This window comes from Paraburkholderia fungorum (assembly GCF_046026025.1).
Lineage (GTDB): Bacteria > Pseudomonadota > Gammaproteobacteria > Burkholderiales > Burkholderiaceae > Paraburkholderia > Paraburkholderia fungorum_E.
This window is the reverse complement of record NZ_JAQQFL010000009.1, coordinates 151,271-168,566: the sequence shown is the minus strand read 5'-3', so window position 1 is coordinate 168,566 and position 17,296 is coordinate 151,271. Positions and strand designations below refer to the sequence as shown.

Genomic DNA, 17,296 nt, shown 5'->3' with positions numbered 1-17,296 from the left:
GCAACATCGCCCGCTCACTACGCCTCTATCTATGACAGCTCGCGCTTCAAACCGTCATTCTCCGCGCATGTCTTGCGTCATCTGCGCCTACAACGAAGCACCCCGCATCGGCACCGTGCTTGCCGTGGCCACCGCCCACCCTCTGCTCGGGGAGATCATCGTGGTGGACGACGGTTCGACCGATGGCACCGCTGAAATAGTCGAACGCTTCCCGTCCGTGCGGCTCATTCGAGGCGTGGAAAACCGCGGTAAAAGTGCCGCCATGGCAAGCGGAATCGCCGCGGCGACAGGCGAGTGGCTCATGCTGCTCGACGCCGATCTGAAAGGGTTGACCGCCGAGTGCATCAGCGCACTTGCCCTTCCCGTCCTACAAGGCAAGGCGCAAGTCAGCTTGAGCCTGCGCCAGAACAGCCTGCTGGCGTTTCGCGCCATCGGCCTCGATTTTGTCTCCGGCGAACGGGTCGTCAGAAAAACGCTGCTAAGCGAAGTCCTGCAGGAAGTTCACGGCATGCCGCGTTTCGGGGTCGAAGTGTTCATGAACCGCCGCATCATCGAACGCCGACTGCCTATCGCGGTCACGCACTGGCCGCGCGTCACGCAGGCTCGTAAAACCGAGAAGCTCGGCTATTGGAAAGGCCTGCGGGCGGAATGGCGCATGATCGCGGACCTCTTCAAAGCGGTTTATCCGCTTGCGCTGATTTCACAGACCTTTCAATTACTCTGCCTGCGCGTCGACGATCATCCACGGGCAAGTTTTGCGGCACGTATGAAAAAGGTGCCGGACTAGTCCACGCTGAAGCGCTCACGTTCCAGCCGCCCGGCCTCGACGTCTTATTCCGTTGCCGCCGGCAATGCGCTGCGCCCCCTCGTTGCAAGCGCGGCGAAACTCGCCGCGCCGAGCACCAACGGACAGTAGAGCGTCGCGAAGCGCCACAGTACCAGCGCCGTGGCGATGCTCGCCCGCGGCACCCAACTGGCGAACGCGGCAGCGAGCGCGATATCGCCGGTGCCGCCACCCGCGGGCACGCCGGTCCACAGCGCGGCATGCAAGGCGACCGCCTGCACGGCCAGGATAAAACCCAAAGGCAGACGGTATCCCAGCTCACGCAAAATAAACCAGAGCGCGCCATAGCGAAGCAGCCACTGCTGGGTGGTCAGCACAAGCAGCGCGGCAAGCCGCCACTTGGGGCCGCCGACCAGTTCCCGCCATTGCCTGCCGACGCTGCGAACAAAGCGCGACAACCTCGCCCGGCGCTCGTTCACCCATCGGACCCGCCGACCCGTGGCGTCCAGCGTCGCCGCCACACGCTGACGATTCAACCAGCAGACGCCCGCCAGACACACACCGCCTGCCAGAACAGCCCACACGACCGGCGCACTCGCGTGCGGCATCAATTGCATCAGCGGTCCGAAAGCAAACAGCAAGGAGACGGGTACGGCGGTCGCGAAGAACGCGAGATCGAGCGCCTGATCCGCGCTGACGACAGTTGTCGCCAGCGACCATGACGCTCCGGCGCGCTGAAGCAAGCCGATATTGACGCCATAGCCTGCCGCGCCCAACGGGGAAACCAGAAAAGCGAAATCCGCCAGCAACGTAATGCCGACCGTGCGCAGGAAACTCACGCGCAACCCGAGCGTGGTTTGTATCAGATGCAGCTTGCCAGCCTTGGCCAGCCCACTGAGCGCGGCGCTCGCGGCAAGCGCGAGAAACACATAGAGAGAAACGCCGCCCAGCCCCGCGAGGGCCGCATGCGAATTGAGCGCGAATGGCGCGCCGACGGCAAGGCCGATACCGGCAAGCGCCACCAGCACTGCCGCTTTACGCGTATGAGATCTGATCAACGGGAGCCCCAGCAAGTCCAGCCAGGCCCTGCCTTCTGCGCGCGACGCAAGCGAGCGCTGCTTCGCGGGTGAAATCGGGGCCGTCCGAGGCCTCATGATAACCACTCGACGCTGCGGTTTCGTGACTGACGAGCAGCTAACGGCTATCTGACGGCTAAAGACTAAAGACTAGCGGCTCGCCATGAGCGGCTGGCCGGCGGATGGCAATTGCCCCCAGTCGACCAGCACTCGCTGGATGCTACGAGCGTAGGCGTCACGTTGTTTCGGTGTTTCCGAATGGTAAGCGCCGATCGCGCGCCAGGTGTTGCCGTACTTGACCATCTTCTGCTTGAGCAACCAGGCGGCCACATAGACGTTCACACACGGATCGGTCAACGCGCGATGCGGCACCCCCTCCCGCGCGAGATCGCCGAAATGAATCGAATTGATCTGCAACTGGCCCACATCGATCGAACCGTTCGCGTTCTGATGTATCGCGCCCGCGTCCCCTTTTGATTCGTACCACGCGACGGCGCGCAATACCCACGGATTGACGCCCTGGTAAGCAGCGGCCTCGTTGAAGCAGTCGTCGGCGGCGTGCGCCGCACCGGAGATCGACAGCCACGCCAGCGCAAAACAGAAGATTTTCAAGGACACGGTTCATCCTTCAGCTTGATCGCGATAAATCACGATGGATCACGATGGATCACGATTAATCGCGATGAAAATTGGGGGCGGCCGAGCGCCGGCCGGATTACTTGACGAGCGCCTGATCGATCTGCCGTTGCACGGAGTCGAGGTAAGCATGTGAAGCATCGGACACGACGAGCCGCACAGCCGGCATCGGCGGCCCTCTGTGGTCCTGCACCGGCATCGGCGCGCGCGACTTCTTTCGATGCGGCGCGGGCTTCACCGGCAAGTCATCATCGCTGCCGCTCGACGGCGGCAGCATCGCCAGCGATGGCAACGGCGGATACACCTTGTCCGCCGCCGCGGGAAGCGCCGCGGAAAGCGGACTGGCCGACTGCAGGTCCGTTCCCGGCTGCCCCGCAAAAGCCGGCGCGGCGAGCAATGTGGCCGCCATCAGTAAGCTGATTCGAAGCATCGCGATGGCCTCCTTCATTGCACCGTCCTGATCGACACGCTATAGGGCTGACCAAGACCCGCGGTTCGATTTTCGAAGCTCACCTTCGACATGCGTTGCGCCGGCACGCCCTTCCACACCGCCTGGTTCACGTATGCGAAATCCTGACCCAGCGCGGTGACCAGCACGACCGTGGATTGTTGTTGCGCGGCGGCCAATGCCCCTGCCTTGGCCAGCACGGCCGTGAGTTGCGGGTCATGCGCGCCGAGCGCATCCGGTGGAATATCGAAGCTGATGACTTCGTTGGGCGCCTTGTCTGCGCGCGCGGCATTCTGCGCCGGCATCTGCGCGCATCCGCCCAGGGCTAGAACGGCAATCAAAAACCACACCTGTCGCTTCACAGCCATCTCCAGTCAGTCCCGTTGCTATAGAGATGTTTTCGGCAGGCCCGCAGGAAAAGTTGATAGGCCAAAAACGTGCGCGCGCAAATCAAAAAGAGTTGCCTCAAGATCGGCGCAAACGATTGCTTCGGCGCTCGACGAAGCGCCGAACGAAGCGAAGTTGCCTCGTGTTTTGGGCACGTTATTCATCTGAGGATTGTGAAACCGGAGAGCGAACGGACGACCGTTCGTCCGCTCAGGTCGAGAGCGGCACGCGCTCCGGTTCGTCCGCGTCGAACCATGCTGGATTGCGCTCGGCAATGGGACCGAGCGACATCAGAATCTCGCGCAGGTGACTGCGCATCGCCTCTTCCGCGGCGCTCGGGTCATGCGCGCGCAGGCCGGCCAGAATCTTCGCGTGCTGCCTGATCAGCAGATCGAACGGCGACACGTCAGGCATGCTCAGATAGCGCACGCGATCCATCTGCGCCTTGATGTCCTGAATCGTTTCCCATGCCGCCGTGCAATCGATCGACCGGGCAATCGCGTAATGAAACGCCTCGTCGAGCGCGAGGAAAGCAGCGGTGTCGTTCGATTTCGCCGCGAGCCGCTGGTCGCGAAGATTGTCGGCAAGGGCCTGCAACTGCTCGTCGGTGATCGACACGGCAGCCTTCTTCACCACCGCCGTCTCGATCGCCTCGCGAATGAAACGCCCTTCCCGCACCTGGCGCGGCGAAATGCGCTTCACGAAGGTGCCACGCTGCGGCAATACCTGAAGCACGCCCGCTTCGACCAGCTTGATGAACGCTTCGCGCACCGGTTGCCGCGACACCTGAAACATGTCGGACACTTCCTTCTCCGAGAGCGGCGTGCCCGGCACCATCTGACCGGCGAAAATCGCCTCGCGCAGCGCGCGGAAAATCTGCTTGCCGATCGGCTCATGCGAGTCGAACGAGACGCTGGCGGTCAGGTCCGGCAGTTCGACGCGCGCGCCGGACTGAACGCTCGCGCGCCGCCGCATGCGGGGCGCCGTGGGGGTGGCGTCGGAGGAGAAAGATGACGCGCTGGCGTGGAGGTTCTTGGTCGGCATCGGGCGGAACAACGAATAGCAGCAAATGAATAGCAGGGAGACCGCGCACCACGAATATCCGCTCAGATGCGCCGCACCATACTACCATGCACGTTTCATCTCCAGCTTCCCCACGCGCGGCTCGCGAATCCACACCAGCGAACACACCGCGCCGAGCACGGCAATCGCCCCCGCCAGCACGAACGCGCTGGTGTAATTGCCGTGCGTCGCTTCGACGATGAAGCCGGTCACCGCCGGTCCGATCACGCCCGCGAGATTAGCCAGCAAGTGCACAAAGCCCCCCACGCCGCCAACGTGTTCGCGCGGCACGGTATCCTGAATCACGGCCCAGTACACCGCGCCGGTCACGTACAGGAAGAAGATCGATACCGACATCAGTGCAACCGCACCCTCAGTGCTGGCAACGCGCCCGGCCAGCGCCACGCACACCGCCGCCGCGCTCAGACAACTCCCCAGCACGATCTTGCGCGACAACAGCGGCTTGCCCGTCAGGCGCAAGATGAAGTCCGAGATGAAGCCCCCCGCCGCGAGGCCAATACTGCCGAGCAGCCACGGAATCACGGTGGCGAAACTCATATCGCGCAGACTCAGGTGATGGGCTTCGGTCAGATAGGTCGGGAACCACGACAGGAAGAAAAACAGCACGTAGTTATAGGAGAAAAATGCGAAGGCCGTCGCCAGAATGATCGGCTTCTTCAGGAAGTGCCGCAGGCCGAACCGCTCGCCGTCGGCCGAATGCGCGATCGCATGTTCATCCGTCTGGCCGGCGCGGATGAGTTCGATCTCATCAGGCGTGACGCGCGCGTTTTCGTGCGGGTGTTCGGTCGTCGTTGCTGTCCAGAAGACGAGCCACAGGAGTCCCAGCAGCATGATCGCAACAAAAGCCCAGCGCCAGCCGAACTGCACCGCCATGAAGCCGACCACCGGGCCCGCCAGCGCGCCGCCAAGCGGTGTGCCCGAACTGATCACGCCAATCGCGCTCGCGACTTCCTTGCGCGGAAACCAGTTGTTGACCATCTTGCTGTTGGACGAACTGAACGGACCTTCGCCCATGCCGAACAACACGCGCAGCACGATCAGCGAACCAATGCCGCTTGCCAGCGCGGTCGCGCCGCAGAAAATCGACCACATGCCCATCGCGGTGCCGAATACGCGTTTCGCGCCGACCTTGTCCGACAGCACGCCGCCGACAAAATTGAACAGCGCATAGCCGATAAAAAAACTGCTGAACACGATGCCCATCTGCGCATGCGAGAAGTTCAGGTCTTTCTGGATCAGCGGCGCGGCAATCGATAGCGCCGCGCGGTCGAGGTAATTGATGACGCCGGCCAGAAACAGTAGCGCGACAACGAACCAGCGTTGACTCTTGATCATCAGGTGTCTCCTTCGGGTCGCCTCTTGGTGGGCGTTTGTAGCTTAAGTCGCTTGATTGGGATGGCAAGGCATTGCGGCGAGGCGCAACGCCTTACCCTCGGTCGAGGTTCAGTCGAAGTTCAGATGCACCTTCATCGACTGCGAACGGTCGAGTGCCACCTCGAACGCACGGTTGGCTTCGCTCATCGCGAACGCATGCGTCATCAGCGGTTTCAGGTCGACCTTGCCGGCGGCGATTTCTTCGGCGGCAATGGCGTATTCACTGGTGAAGCGAAACGAGCCTTGATAGCGGAGTTCTTTCGACATCACGAGGTTCGCCGCTACCGGCGATTGGCCGGCCGGCAGATTACCTACCTGAATCACCGTGCCGCCCGCGCGCGCGGCGCGCAGCGCCGTATCGAGGCCGGCGGGACTGCCCGAGGCCTCGATGACGATGTCGAAGGTGCCGCGTTGTGCGGACCATTGATCGATCGTCGCAGTATCCGTGGCGTTGACGGTCTGATCCGCGCCGAGTTGCCGCGCGACCTGCAACGCGCGATCCGAAAGATCCAGTGCGACCACGCGATGAGCACCGGCGCGGCGCGCCACGCTCAGCAGAATGCAGCCGATCGGCCCGCATCCCACCAGCAACACACTCGCGCCGACAAGCGAGCCGGCCTGCTTCACCGCATGCAACGCGACGGCGAGCGGCTCGGCCATCGACGCCTGCGCAAAATCGACGCCATCCGGCACGGGCACGCACTGCCGCGCGGCGACGACGATGTACTGGCGGAACATGCCCTGCGTGTGCGGGAACGTCGATGCACTGCCCATGAAGCGCATGTTCAGACAATGATTCGGCATCCCGCCGACGCAGAAACGGCACGTCCCACACGCGAGCCCTGGATTGACGGCGACCCGCTGTCCTGGCATCAGGCGACTCTCCGCACTCATGCCCTCGCCAAGCGAATCGATCTCGCCGGCCACCTCGTGTCCGAGCACGAACGGCTCGCGCACGGCGAAGTCCCCGCTCTTTCCCTTGAAGTAGTACGACAGATCCGAACCGCAAATACCGCCGGCACGCACGCGCACCCGCACCTGGCCCGGACCAGGCACGGGCGGCTCGACTTCGTCGATGCGGATCAGTTTGGGTTCGTGAAGCACGGCTGCAAGCATGAAGGACTCCGGTGTGGCAAAGATCGCGCGCTCAGTGCTGCGCGACAGAAGAAGATGATGGGGACGGGAATGCTTGCGCTGCCGTCTGCGTCTCTAACTGCTCGCCGCCGCTCCAATCGTGGAGATCACCGCCGCGCCGCAAGGGCGCCGTTTCCGGCAACGCAAAGAGCGATACAGCCGAGACGATGCCGAGCACCGCCACGTAAATGATCAATGCGAGCGAGTTGCCATGCGTGGCCTGAATCAGTTTGACGGCCAGCAGGCCGAGCACCCCACTGCCGAGCAACGACCCGATCTGCCAGATGAGCGCAATACCGCTGCAGCGCACGCGCGCCGGGAACAGTTCGGGGAACAGCGCCGCTTGCGGTGCATAACAGAGACTGTGGCCCACGCTAATGGCGAGAATCATCACGAGTTGAATCGCTGCGCGGTTGCCGCTGTCGATTGCCATGAAGAACGGCACCACCAGCGCCACGTGCAGTAACGCACCGGCAATAAAGGTCGGCCGCCGCCCAATGCGATCGGACAATGCTCCGGCGAGCGGAATCGTCACGAGCTCGAGCGCGACCGCGACGATCACCGTTTCAAGCAGCATGCTTTGGGCGATGCCGTGTGCCTTGCCGTAGGCGAGCACGATCATCGTGTACATCGCAAAGGCGCAGGCCTCGATCAGTTTGGCCCCGACACCTTTGACGATCGTCGGGCCGAACTGCCGCACCACTTCCACCACCGGGCGCGAAGCGACTGCCTTGGTCTGCTGGATCGTTGCAAAGACCGGCGACTCCTCGGTGCGCAAGCGGATATAGAGGCCCACGGCGACCAGCAGCGCGCTGGCGAGAAACGGAATGCGCCAGCCCCAGTCGAGCAGTTGCGCCGGCGTCAACGTCGCGCTGAGCAGCGCGAACAGACCCGACGGAATCAGGAAGCCGGCCGGCGCGCCGAGTTGCACGAGGCTTGCAAAGAAGCCGCGCCGTGAAGGCGGTGCATATTCCGCCGTCAGCAACACAGCACCCGCCTGCTCGCCCCCCACGCCGAAACCTTGCAGCACGCGAATCACGATCAGCGCAATCGGCGCCCAGATTCCGATCGACTGATAATCAGGCAGCAGGCCGATCACGAACGTTCCCAAACCGACGATCAGGATCGTCACGATCAAGGCCTTCTTGCGCCCGACGCGATCGCCGAAATGACCGAACACGATGCCGCCCAGCGGCCGCGCCAGAAAACCGACCGCGTAGGTGGCGAAGGCGGCGAGCGTGCCGATCAGCGGGTCGGCGGAGGGAAAGAATTTCTGGCCGAACACCAGCACGGCGGCCGTGCCGTAGACGAAGAAGTCGTAGTACTCGGCCGCGGTGCCAATGGTCGAGGCGAAGGCTACGCGGCGCAGCATGGCGGTGCTGGCCGGCGCGGCGGCTTGCGGACGTGCTGGGTTCACGCGTGTCTCCATGATTATTTAGTTCGGGTGGCGAGGCGTTATCCGCTCACCAGTTCCACAGCGTTCCGTCTTCGAGACGCGCGACCGGCAGGTACGCGGGGTCGTAGGGATACCGCGCGGCCGCGGCTTCGTCGATATCGACGCCGTGGCCCGGCGCTTCGCCGGGATGCATCATGCCGCGCTCGAAGCGCCATGCATGCGGGAATACATCGAGCGCTTCCTGCGGAAAACCCATGTACTCCTGAACGCCGAAATTCGGTACCCACAAGTCGAAGTGAAGCGCGGCGCCCATACACACCGGCGACAGATCCGACGGCCCGTGGCAGCCGGTCCGCACCTGGTAGAGCGAAGCAAAATCCGCAATGCGCCGCAGATGCGTAATACCGCCCGCGTGGGTCAAGGTCGCGCGGATATAGTCGATCAACTGCTCTTCGATCAACTGCTTGCAATCCCAGATGCTGTTGAAGACCTCGCCGACCGCGATCGGCGTGACCGTATGTTCGCGAATCAGCCGGAAGCCCGCCTGGTTTTCCGCGGGCGTTGGGTCTTCCATCCAGAACAGACGATACGGTTCGACCGCTTTGCCCAGACGCGCGGCTTCGATCGGCGTCAAACGGTGATGGACGTCATGCAGCAAATGCGTCTCGAAGCCGAACTTGTCGCGCACCGCTTCGAACAGCTTCGGCACGAAGTCGAGATACTTCTCCGACGACCAGCTCTGTTCCTCGACCGCCCCCTTGGTGGCCGGCTCGTACATGCCGCTGCCTTTCGATACGCCGTACACCGAGCGCATGTTCGGCACGCCGCATTGAATCCGGATGGCCTGATAGCCGGCTTCGATGTGTTCCGCGTAACGATCGAGCGCTTCGGGAATGTCGCGGCCGGTGGCGTGGCCGTACACCATCACGCCGTCTCGCGAGGCGCCGCCGAGCAGCTTGTACAGCGGCATGCCGGTGACCTTGCCGAGAATGTCCCACAACGCCATGTCCACCGCGGCGATCGCCGTCATCGTGACCGGGCCGCGGCGCCAGTACGCGCCTTTGTAGAGGTACTGCCAGGTGTCTTCGATACGACCGGGATCGCGCCCGATCAGCAAAGGACAGACGTGGTCTCTCAGGTACGAAGCAACCGCCAGTTCGCGGCCGTTCAGCGTGGCGTCGCCGATGCCGTGCACGCCTTCGTCCGTGACGATTTTCAACGTGACGAAATTGCGGCCCGGGCACGTGACGATCACGTCGGCGCGAACGATTTTCATGACATTTTCCTTGCAGAAGCGAGTCGCCAACCGCGTGAAACGGCGGCATGCGACCGGCTGTTTTTCATGTCGGCCTGGAGCACAAACTGAAGCGGAAAATCACCTTCATCAAGCTGTCTCAAGCCGTTTGAACGATGCTACCATACAAGTATAGCGACACGTCAAATCAGGGTTTTCCCGCTGAACGGCGTTGTTCCACGGCTTTTTTTGCCCAGTTCCGCACCATGGACTTCATGACATGATTTCTGCAGCCACCTTGCCTCGCCTCGTTCGCCACGCACTGCCCACGCTGAAAACGCATCTGCTGTCGCCGCAATGGCAGGAGCCGCGCATCGGCATCGTTCATCTGGGGATTGGCAACTTTCATCGCGCGCATCAGGCCCTCTATACAGAAGAGGCCATGCTTGCCGCGGGTGGCGACTGGGGCATTTGCGGCGTCACGCTGCAAGGCGATGTCGGCAAGCGCGATGCGCTGATGGAACAGCAGTGTCTGTATAGCGTGGTTGAACGCGGACCACAGGGCGCCAAAGTGACCGTGGTGCGAGCGCTGCGCGAAGTGCTGGCCATGCCGCACGATCGCGCGGCGCTGTTTGCGCGCCTCGCGGATCCGCTGGTGCGGATCGTCTCGCTGACCGTGACGGAAAAAGGCTATTGCCGGGACCCGAAAACGGGTGAAGTCGCGCTGGACCATCCCGCCGTCGCGCACGATCTGGCTCATCCGCTCGAGCCGCGCACGGTGCCGGGCATTCTCGTCGCGGCCTTGCGCGAGCGGCGCGACGGTGCGAACGGCCAGCCGTTCACGGTTCTTTCGTGCGACAACCTTTCCCATAACGGCGCCGCGGTACGCCAGGTGGTCTGTTCATACGCGCGGCAAGTCGATCCTGCGCTGGCCGACTGGATCGCCGCTCACGTTGCATTTCCATCGACGATGGTCGACCGTATCGTGCCGGCCAGCACCAGCGCGGAACGCGTCGCCGTGGCTCACGCGATCGTTTATGAGGATGCCGTACCGGTGCCGTGCGAGCCGTTCCGCCAATGGGTGATCGAGGATCATTTTCCGGGGGGACGTCCCGCATGGGACGCAGTCGGCGCGCAACTCGTCGACGACGTCACGCCGTTCGAACTGGCGAAGCTGCGCATGCTGAACGGCACGCATTCGACACTGGCCTATCTGTCGATGCTCGGCGGCTTCGACACCATCGACGCAGCGATCGCCCACCCCGCCATGCGCAACCTCATTCACGCGATGATGACGCAAGAAATCGCGCCGACGCTGACCCTGCCTGCGTCATTTGACCTGCCCGCCTATCGGGACGCATTGCTCGAGCGTTATACGAATCCGGCACTGAAACATCGTTGTGCGCAGATCGCCATGGACGGCAGCCAGAAGATTCCACCGCGTCTGCTCGCCACGATTGCGGCGCGGATCGACGCGGGTCGATCGTTCGCGCGTCTGGCGCTGGCCATAGCGGCCTGGATGATGTTTTTACGCGGCCACGCCGACGACGGCACGCGCTATGAAATCAGCGACCCGCTGGCCAGTCGATTGAAGGCGCTCGCGGCATCCGCGCATGGCGAGCCGCAGGCGTTGATGGACGCGTTGTTGTCGGTGCGCGAGGTGTTTCCGGCCGATCTGGCGGCCCGTCCCGAGTTCAGAAAAGCGCTTCGGCACGCATTGCAGTTGCTTCACGACAACGGCGCACGGGGAGCCATTTCCGCCTCGCAATGACTGCCGGTTTTCATCGGCGCCTCATCCAGCGCTTCAGGCCGTCGGCTCCGCTTCACGGCCTTCCGTCGCCCCTTCGCTCGCCTGCTCCTGTGCCTGTTTCAGCTTGCGCGCCTCGATCACATCCTGATAGCGCAGATATCCACAGCGTCCGCCCGATTTAGCCGCGTACATCGCCGCGTCGGCATTGAGCAGCAGTTCCTCCGCCGTGGCGCTGTCATCGGGAAACTGGCTGATGCCGATGCTCGCGCCCACCGTCATGCTTTGTCCGTCGATCATCAATGCTTCGTTCAGCGCGCCCATGATCCGCGCAGCAATCCCCGGAGCAACCTCGGCGGAACGCGGCCCCTCGATCAGCACGATGAACTCATCGCCGCCGAGACGCGCGGCAACGTCCGCCGTGCAGAGCACCTGCTTGAGCCGGTGCGCCACCGCCGCCAGCACTTTGTCCCCGACCGAATGGCCGAACTGGTCGTTGATCTGCTTGAAGCGGTCGAGGTCGACGAACAGCACGGCGACCCCTTCCTCGCGCCGCGTCGCTTCCGCGATCGCCATCTCGAGTTTCTGCATGAACAACATGCGGTTTGGCAGGCCGGTCAAACCGTCGTGCGTGGCGAGATGCACGAGTTCGCGTTGCTTGGCATGCAGTACATCCAGTTGCGACCTGATTTCCCGGCGCAGACGATCGAAGCAGCGCGCCAGTATGCCGATCTCGTCGGTACGTTTGAGCGGCAGGGTTTCCATTGCGTGCTCGGCGAACAGATGCGTCGCTGCATACGCGAGAAGGTGCAACGGTTTGGTCAGCGCACGCGCAAACAGAATCGCCAGGAACAGCGCCAGCACGCTGAAGATCAACACCATGCGAATGATTCTGTTACCCAGTTGGGTCGCGCCGGACAATACGTGATCGAGCGGCTTGCCGAGGCCGAGCACGATAAAGCGGTTGCCCTCGGAGGCGCCGAACGGCCTGCGCACGAACGCCAGCACCTGACCGGCCGCCTGCCGCGGCCGCACGAGACCGTTCAGCAGAACTTCGCTTTCGGCCTGATCGAAGAGCGGCTTGGTAGCCGAGAAACTGTCCTGCATCAGAACCCGGCGCCCCCGGTCGAAACCGAATGTTTTCGAGGCATCCGGATGGACCAGGAAATCGCCCCATTCGTTGGCGAGATAAACCTGATAATCGCTCGGCAAATCGCTCTGCAAACGATTGAGCAGCCGGCTCAGATCAATGTCGATAATCACCACGCCCACCACCGCTCCACCCGCGTCCGCTACCGGCGTGCCAAGCCGCAATGTGGGTTTGCCCTCGGCGGCATGCGTGCCGTACTCGTGATTCACGGAAATCGGCGAGGTGTAAATACGCCCGGGCGAGAACGCCAGCGTGTCGAACACATACGCGAACTGGCCTTTTTCCTGCAAGCTGTCGCCCGCGACGCGTACGAGGCCATCCCCATCGCGGTCGAAACGGATCAGTTCGAGACCGTAGTGCTTGCGGGTAATCAGACGGATTTGCAGATACTCGGGGTGATGAACCATGAAGCTGGCATACACCTTCGCCAACTGTTCGCGCGGCGCATTCGCGCCAATGCCGTTGTCGGTCCGCACGACGTCCGCTGAAGTCGGCAAGCTCGCGAGCACCAGCGCGTCTGCGCCGACGTCGTCGATCGCCATGGAAAAGCGCTGACCCAGCAACTCCGTTGAAGTCAGCAGGCTGCGTTCGGCCTCGTTCACCAACATCGTACGGTTGGCCCGATACGTGTAATAGCCGGTCGCGCCGGAGGCGAGCACGCCAATGCAAGCGAGCAGAATCGATAACTTGAACGTCAAGCCGGGACGTATCATCAAAAACGCTCCGACCTGTCGCCAGACACGATTCTGTTCCACAGTTCCTCGCGGCGCTGAATATCTTCCACCGGGCCGATCCAGACGATATGCGCCTGGTCGCTGCCTTCCGCCGGCGCCGTCAACGTGTTGGCGAGCCCCTGACGTTGCGTCAATAACGTACTGACGTCCGGTTCGATCATGTAGTTGATCCACGCAAGCGCGAGCGGGCGATCCGTGGCCGATCGCGTCATCGACCAGCAGTCGAGCCAGGCGAGCGCCCCTTCGTCGGGGATCACATAGCCCACGTCGGCGCCGGCGCGGCGCAACGATTCAACCTGCTGGGTACCGTAGTTACCGAACATCAAGGCGACGTTATGGTGGATGAAGTACGCCGTCGCTTCTTCCGGCAGCGTGTAATAGGTCAGCAGGTTGCGGCGCAGATCGACCAGTTTGCGAGCGATCACGCGCATCTGCGTGGCATCGAGCTGGAAGGGATGGGGATATCCCAGCGCCAGCGCGGTAAACGAGAAATTATGCTGGGCGCTATTGAAGTCCAGAACCTTGCCGCGGTAGCGCGGGTTCCACAATTCGCGCATCGAGCGCGGCGCAACGGCGATCTGCTTACGGTCATAGATCAGCCCCATCGACGAATACGTGAATGGAATGGCGTACACCTTGCCTGCCGAGGTCAGCCCTTCAATCGACGACAGCGCCTGAAAGCGCGGCAACTGCTTTCTGGTATTCGGCAAACTGGCCAGATCGAGCGGCGCCAGCAGATTCGCGTGGGTATAGCGCTCGATTTCGGCAGTGTTGGCCGCCAGCACGTCGAACGGCGGCGTATCCTGGGCATGCATCTGCGTCCATAGCGCCTCATCGGAATCGACCCAGGTGACTTCGACCTTCGCGTTGTAGCGCGCTTCGAACGTCTTGACGACGTCGGCGTCCGCATAACCGGGCCATGCCAGTACACGCAAAACTTTGCCGGCGGCCGCGACGGGTGCTGACGACAAAAGGCTGGCGCAGATAGCGGCATTTATCAGCAGCGTCAAAAAGGCGTAAAACCCGCGGCAGCGCAGCGAATTCACGCGCGCCGCCGTCACTGCAATTCGACGCCCGCGCGATAGTTTGAAACAGCGCATTTCATCTGCCATCGAAATCGTTCGCATATACAACACCGCTTAGCAGAATGTCATTAAGGCGAACGCAAACAGGCGCACGGCGTTTAACCGCGGACGTTGTGTTCGATGACTTTGTTCAGACAGATACCGATATATTCGCACACCGCGAAGGCAGGCGTGCAAAGCGTTGATAATAGCGCCAAGCAATGCATTTTTGGTTCCGGCCCTAGCCCAATCGAGAAAAACAATCGGTCAGACGCGATTTGACAAATTTAACATATGCGCTCAACTGCATTTAACGGTAGTTCAGGCGAAATCTTTAACTCATTGACAGTCAATTGAAACAATCGCGAACATTGTAATAATCGGCAATATGCGGCGGAAAATAAACGCTATTCAATACCGATTCTGCCCGCACCACGCATCCTGCGAACTATCTGCAAAGTTTCACCGCTGGTCACCCTTTGCCATCCTTTACCGCCCTTAACCACCGTTAGCCCCTTAGCCAACTTCTTTACGACATCGTTACAAGGCGCGTAGCGGCACGCTGAGGCAATGCAATACGCATGGCGACACTGTCGAATCGCCACCACATTCAAGCCCCAAAAGCTATTGCCATCCGCCATCCGGTGTTTCACTAGCTACCCAATCTTTTTGAACTGATAAGCTTGGCGCGCGCTGCTGGCCGCCCCGGCCGGCAGCTTCAACCCAAGCCTGGTCGTAAGTCGCACCAGGCGTCCCGCAGCGGTACAACCGCATACGGGAGTATTTGAACTACCACCGAGGAGTTAAACAGTGAAAAAACTGCTAGCGGCTTTGACGGTTGCTCTGCTTGCAACCGTCTCGATTGGCGCACACGCTAAAGATTGGACGACGATCCGTTTCGGCGTTGACGCCAGCTATCCCCCGTTTGAGTCCAAGGGCTCGGATGGCAAGCTCGCGGGCTTCGACATCGACCTCGGCACTGAAATCTGCGCGCGCCTGAAGGCCAAATGCGTGTGGGTCGAAAACGACTTCGACGGCATGATCCCGGCCCTGAAGGCGAAGAAGTTCGACGGCGTGCTGTCGTCGATGTCCATGACGCCGCAACGCGCTGAACAGATCGCCTTCTCGTCGAAGCTGTTCAACACGCCGACGCGCCTCGTCACGAAGAAGGGTTCGGGCGTCCTGCCGACGGCTGAATCGCTGAAGGGCAAAGCGGTTGGCGTCGAGCAAGGCACGATCCAGGAAACCTACGCGAAGACTTACTGGGAACCGAAGGGCGCGAAGGTTGTGCCGTATCAGAACCAGGACCAGGTCTACGCGGACTTGCTGTCGGGTCGTCTTGACGCGTCGCTGCAGGACGCGGTTGAAGCTGAAATCGGCTTCCTGAAGACGCCGCGCGGTGCGGGCTATGAGTTCGCAGGCAAGGATATCGTCGACGAGAAGATCCTTGGCAACGGCGCAGGCATCGGCATGCGCAAGGAAGACACCGATCTGAAGGCGAAGGTCGACAAGGCGATCGCCGACATCATCAAGGACGGTACGTACAAGAAGCTCGAGAAGAAGTACTTCGACTTCGACGTGTACGGCAGCTAAGCCAGCCACGCGCGTCTGACGGCGCGCTTGCCGGCTTGCAGGAAACGGGCTCCGTATCATACGGAGCCCGTTTTGTTTGGCGGCGCGCTTTGCAGGTTGATTGCCGCACCGCGCAAAAACACGCACGGCGCCGCAGAAGACCACGCTTCGCGTCAGATCGGCTAAGATCGTGCGACGGCGGCGCCGCGAACCGGGCCGCCAATGACCGGCCATGAAGCACCCTGTTCCTCCTGTAATCAACGACATAGCGCGGCACGCCTTACTTGCGCGCGGATTTGAAAACCATGCAAACCCAAACCCATCCGCTGATTGCCCCGACGCTCGGCACCGCCCGTAATCTGACGAGTTTTCACTATGGTCCTGGCGGCGGGCAGAAGATTTACATCCAGTCGTCGCTGCATGCCGACGAGTTGCCTGGCATGCTGGTCTCGTGGGCGTTGCGCCGCAAGCTCGCCGCGCTGGAGGCCGCAGGCAAGGTGCGCGGCGAAGTCGTGATCGTGCCGGTGGCCAATCCGATCGGTCTGAATCAGCACTTTCTCGGCCATCTGACGGGCCGCTTCGAGACCAACACCGCGCAGAACTTCAACCGCAATTTCTACGAACTGGCGGCGCTCATTCAGCCCGGCATCGAAGCGCGCCTCACCGACAACGTCGACGCCAATCGCACGGCAATCCGCGCAGCGATGCGTGAAGCACTCGCCGGGCAAAAGCCGGCAACCGAACTCGAATCGCAACGGCTGGCACTGCAAAAACTCTCCTGCGACGCCGACGTGGTACTCGACCTGCACTGCGACTGGGAAGCCGCGATGCACCTGTACACGAATCCTGACCTGTGGCCCGAAGTCGAGCCGCTCGCCCGCTATCTGGACGCCAAGGCGTCGCTGCTGGCGCTGAATTCGGTGGGCAATCCGTTCGACGAAATCCACAGCTTCTGCTGGTCGGATCTGCGCGGCCGTTATGGCGAGCGTTTCCCGATTCCGAACGGCTCGGTCTCGGTCACGATCGAACTGCGCGGTCAACGCGAAGTGTCGTACGACTACGCCGAGCGCGACGCCCAGGCGATCATCGAGTATCTGACCTCGCGCGGCGTGATCGAGGGCACCCCGGCACCGCTGCCGGCGCTCGAATTCGCCGCAACGCCGTTGGCCGGCACCGAGCCGATCGTCGCGCCGATTAGCGGCGTGCTGGTTTACCGCTGCGAAGTCGGCACCTGGGTCGATGTCGGCCATGAGATCGCCGATATCGTCGATCCGTTGACCGATCGCGTCGTTACACTGAAGAGCAGCGTGGCCGGCGTGCTGTACGCGCGGCATCTGACGCGCTTCGCGACAGCCGGGCTGGAATTCGCGCGTATTGCCGGTGCGAAGGCATTCAGAAGCGGTTCGTTGTTGAGCAACTGAGGGCTCTGTCCGCCAAACAGATCGCCCGCTATTGCAGCGGGCGATTTGCGTTTACG

General features: G+C 62.1%; 15 protein-coding genes. 4 read left to right on the top strand and 11 right to left on the bottom strand.

Going from position 1 to position 17,296, the window contains the following annotated elements; all coding sequences use genetic code 11:
• The first annotated feature begins 67 nt into the window (after window positions 1–67).
• Window positions 68–787 carry a glycosyltransferase family 2 protein gene (locus PQR67_RS12870; protein WP_408459157.1) on the top strand — a complete coding sequence of 240 codons (720 nt, stop codon included), beginning with the start codon at window positions 68–70 and terminating at the stop codon, window positions 785–787.
• A 44-nt stretch (window positions 788–831) separates the two neighbouring features.
• On the opposite strand, the gene PQR67_RS12865 is transcribed toward PQR67_RS12870, so the two are convergent.
• From PQR67_RS12865 to manD, 9 genes are all read right to left on the bottom strand, one after another.
• The gene (locus tag PQR67_RS12865; protein WP_408459154.1) at window positions 832–1,842 is read right to left on the bottom strand and encodes a lysylphosphatidylglycerol synthase transmembrane domain-containing protein; all 1,011 of its coding nucleotides are present in this window, start codon (window positions 1,840–1,842) and stop codon (window positions 832–834) included.
• Between the two features lie 168 nt (window positions 1,843–2,010).
• Window positions 2,011–2,478, bottom strand: a complete 468-nt coding sequence (locus PQR67_RS12860; RefSeq protein WP_408459151.1) for a lytic transglycosylase domain-containing protein — start codon at window positions 2,476–2,478, stop codon at window positions 2,011–2,013.
• Between the two features lie 97 nt (window positions 2,479–2,575).
• Window positions 2,576–2,926: a hypothetical protein gene (locus PQR67_RS12855; protein WP_408459148.1), complete on the bottom strand. Its 351-nt coding sequence runs from the start codon at window positions 2,924–2,926 to the stop codon at window positions 2,576–2,578.
• Between the two features lie 14 nt (window positions 2,927–2,940).
• Window positions 2,941–3,249 (bottom strand): hypothetical protein, encoded by a 309-nt coding sequence (locus PQR67_RS12850; protein ID WP_408459338.1) that lies wholly within the window; start codon window positions 3,247–3,249, stop codon window positions 2,941–2,943.
• 292 nt (window positions 3,250–3,541) lie between these two features.
• Window positions 3,542–4,375: a GntR family transcriptional regulator gene (locus PQR67_RS12845; RefSeq protein ID WP_408459146.1), complete on the bottom strand. Its 834-nt coding sequence runs from the start codon at window positions 4,373–4,375 to the stop codon at window positions 3,542–3,544.
• Between the two features lie 81 nt (window positions 4,376–4,456).
• Window positions 4,457–5,749, bottom strand: coding sequence for an MFS transporter (locus tag PQR67_RS12840; RefSeq protein WP_408459143.1), 1,293 nt, complete (start codon window positions 5,747–5,749; stop codon window positions 4,457–4,459).
• Between the two features lie 108 nt (window positions 5,750–5,857).
• The gene (locus tag PQR67_RS12835) at window positions 5,858–6,904 is read right to left on the bottom strand and encodes an L-idonate 5-dehydrogenase (protein WP_408459141.1); all 1,047 of its coding nucleotides are present in this window, start codon (window positions 6,902–6,904) and stop codon (window positions 5,858–5,860) included.
• A 31-nt stretch (window positions 6,905–6,935) separates the two neighbouring features.
• Window positions 6,936–8,339: an MFS transporter gene (locus PQR67_RS12830; protein ID WP_408459139.1), complete on the bottom strand. Its 1,404-nt coding sequence runs from the start codon at window positions 8,337–8,339 to the stop codon at window positions 6,936–6,938.
• Window positions 8,340–8,385: 46 nt separating this feature from the next.
• A complete protein-coding gene (gene manD, locus PQR67_RS12825) occupies window positions 8,386–9,594 on the bottom strand; it encodes a D-mannonate dehydratase ManD (RefSeq protein WP_408459137.1) in 1,209 nt (402 codons plus the stop codon).
• Window positions 9,595–9,832: 238 nt separating this feature from the next.
• Here manD and PQR67_RS12820 point away from each other — a divergent pair, with 238 nt between their 5' ends.
• The gene (locus PQR67_RS12820; RefSeq protein WP_408459134.1) at window positions 9,833–11,323 is read left to right on the top strand and encodes a mannitol dehydrogenase family protein; all 1,491 of its coding nucleotides are present in this window, start codon (window positions 9,833–9,835) and stop codon (window positions 11,321–11,323) included.
• Window positions 11,324–11,356: 33 nt separating this feature from the next.
• Here PQR67_RS12820 and PQR67_RS12815 read toward each other — a convergent pair whose 3' ends face one another.
• Entirely contained in the window at window positions 11,357–13,162 is a 1,806-nt protein-coding gene (locus tag PQR67_RS12815; protein ID WP_408459131.1) for a diguanylate cyclase domain-containing protein, read from the bottom strand.
• Window positions 13,162–14,310 carry an ABC transporter substrate-binding protein gene (locus PQR67_RS12810; RefSeq protein ID WP_408459128.1) on the bottom strand — a complete coding sequence of 383 codons (1,149 nt, stop codon included), beginning with the start codon at window positions 14,308–14,310 and terminating at the stop codon, window positions 13,162–13,164. Before PQR67_RS12810 ends, PQR67_RS12815 begins: the two co-directional genes overlap by 1 nt.
• A 747-nt stretch (window positions 14,311–15,057) precedes the next feature.
• Here PQR67_RS12810 and PQR67_RS12805 point away from each other — a divergent pair.
• Window positions 15,058–15,840, top strand: a complete 783-nt coding sequence (locus PQR67_RS12805; RefSeq protein WP_408459126.1) for an ABC transporter substrate-binding protein — start codon at window positions 15,058–15,060, stop codon at window positions 15,838–15,840.
• Window positions 15,841–16,124: 284 nt separating this feature from the next.
• On the top strand, window positions 16,125–17,240 hold the full coding sequence (locus tag PQR67_RS12800) for a succinylglutamate desuccinylase/aspartoacylase family protein (protein ID WP_408459125.1): 1,116 nt from the start codon (window positions 16,125–16,127) through the stop codon (window positions 17,238–17,240).
• Window positions 17,241–17,296: the final 56 nt, after the last annotated feature.

Coding starts and splice junctions, on each gene's coding strand:
- PQR67_RS12870 (WP_408459157.1), top strand. CDS start 68: ATGTCTTGCGTCATCTGCGCCTACAACGAAGCACCCCGCATCGGCACC.
- PQR67_RS12855 (WP_408459148.1), bottom strand. CDS start 2,926: ATGCTTCGAATCAGCTTACTGATGGCGGCCACATTGCTCGCCGCGCCG.
- PQR67_RS12850 (WP_408459338.1), bottom strand. CDS start 3,249: ATGCCGGCGCAGAATGCCGCGCGCGCAGACAAGGCGCCCAACGAAGTC.
- PQR67_RS12845 (WP_408459146.1), bottom strand. CDS start 4,375: ATGCCGACCAAGAACCTCCACGCCAGCGCGTCATCTTTCTCCTCCGAC.
- PQR67_RS12840 (WP_408459143.1), bottom strand. CDS start 5,749: ATGATCAAGAGTCAACGCTGGTTCGTTGTCGCGCTACTGTTTCTGGCC.
- PQR67_RS12835 (WP_408459141.1), bottom strand. CDS start 6,904: ATGCTTGCAGCCGTGCTTCACGAACCCAAACTGATCCGCATCGACGAA.
- manD (WP_408459137.1), bottom strand. CDS start 9,594: ATGAAAATCGTTCGCGCCGACGTGATCGTCACGTGCCCGGGCCGCAAT.
- PQR67_RS12820 (WP_408459134.1), top strand. CDS start 9,833: ATGATTTCTGCAGCCACCTTGCCTCGCCTCGTTCGCCACGCACTGCCC.
- PQR67_RS12815 (WP_408459131.1), bottom strand. CDS start 13,162: ATGATACGTCCCGGCTTGACGTTCAAGTTATCGATTCTGCTCGCTTGC.
- PQR67_RS12810 (WP_408459128.1), bottom strand. CDS start 14,310: ATGCGAACGATTTCGATGGCAGATGAAATGCGCTGTTTCAAACTATCG.
- PQR67_RS12800 (WP_408459125.1), top strand. CDS start 16,125: ATGCAAACCCAAACCCATCCGCTGATTGCCCCGACGCTCGGCACCGCC.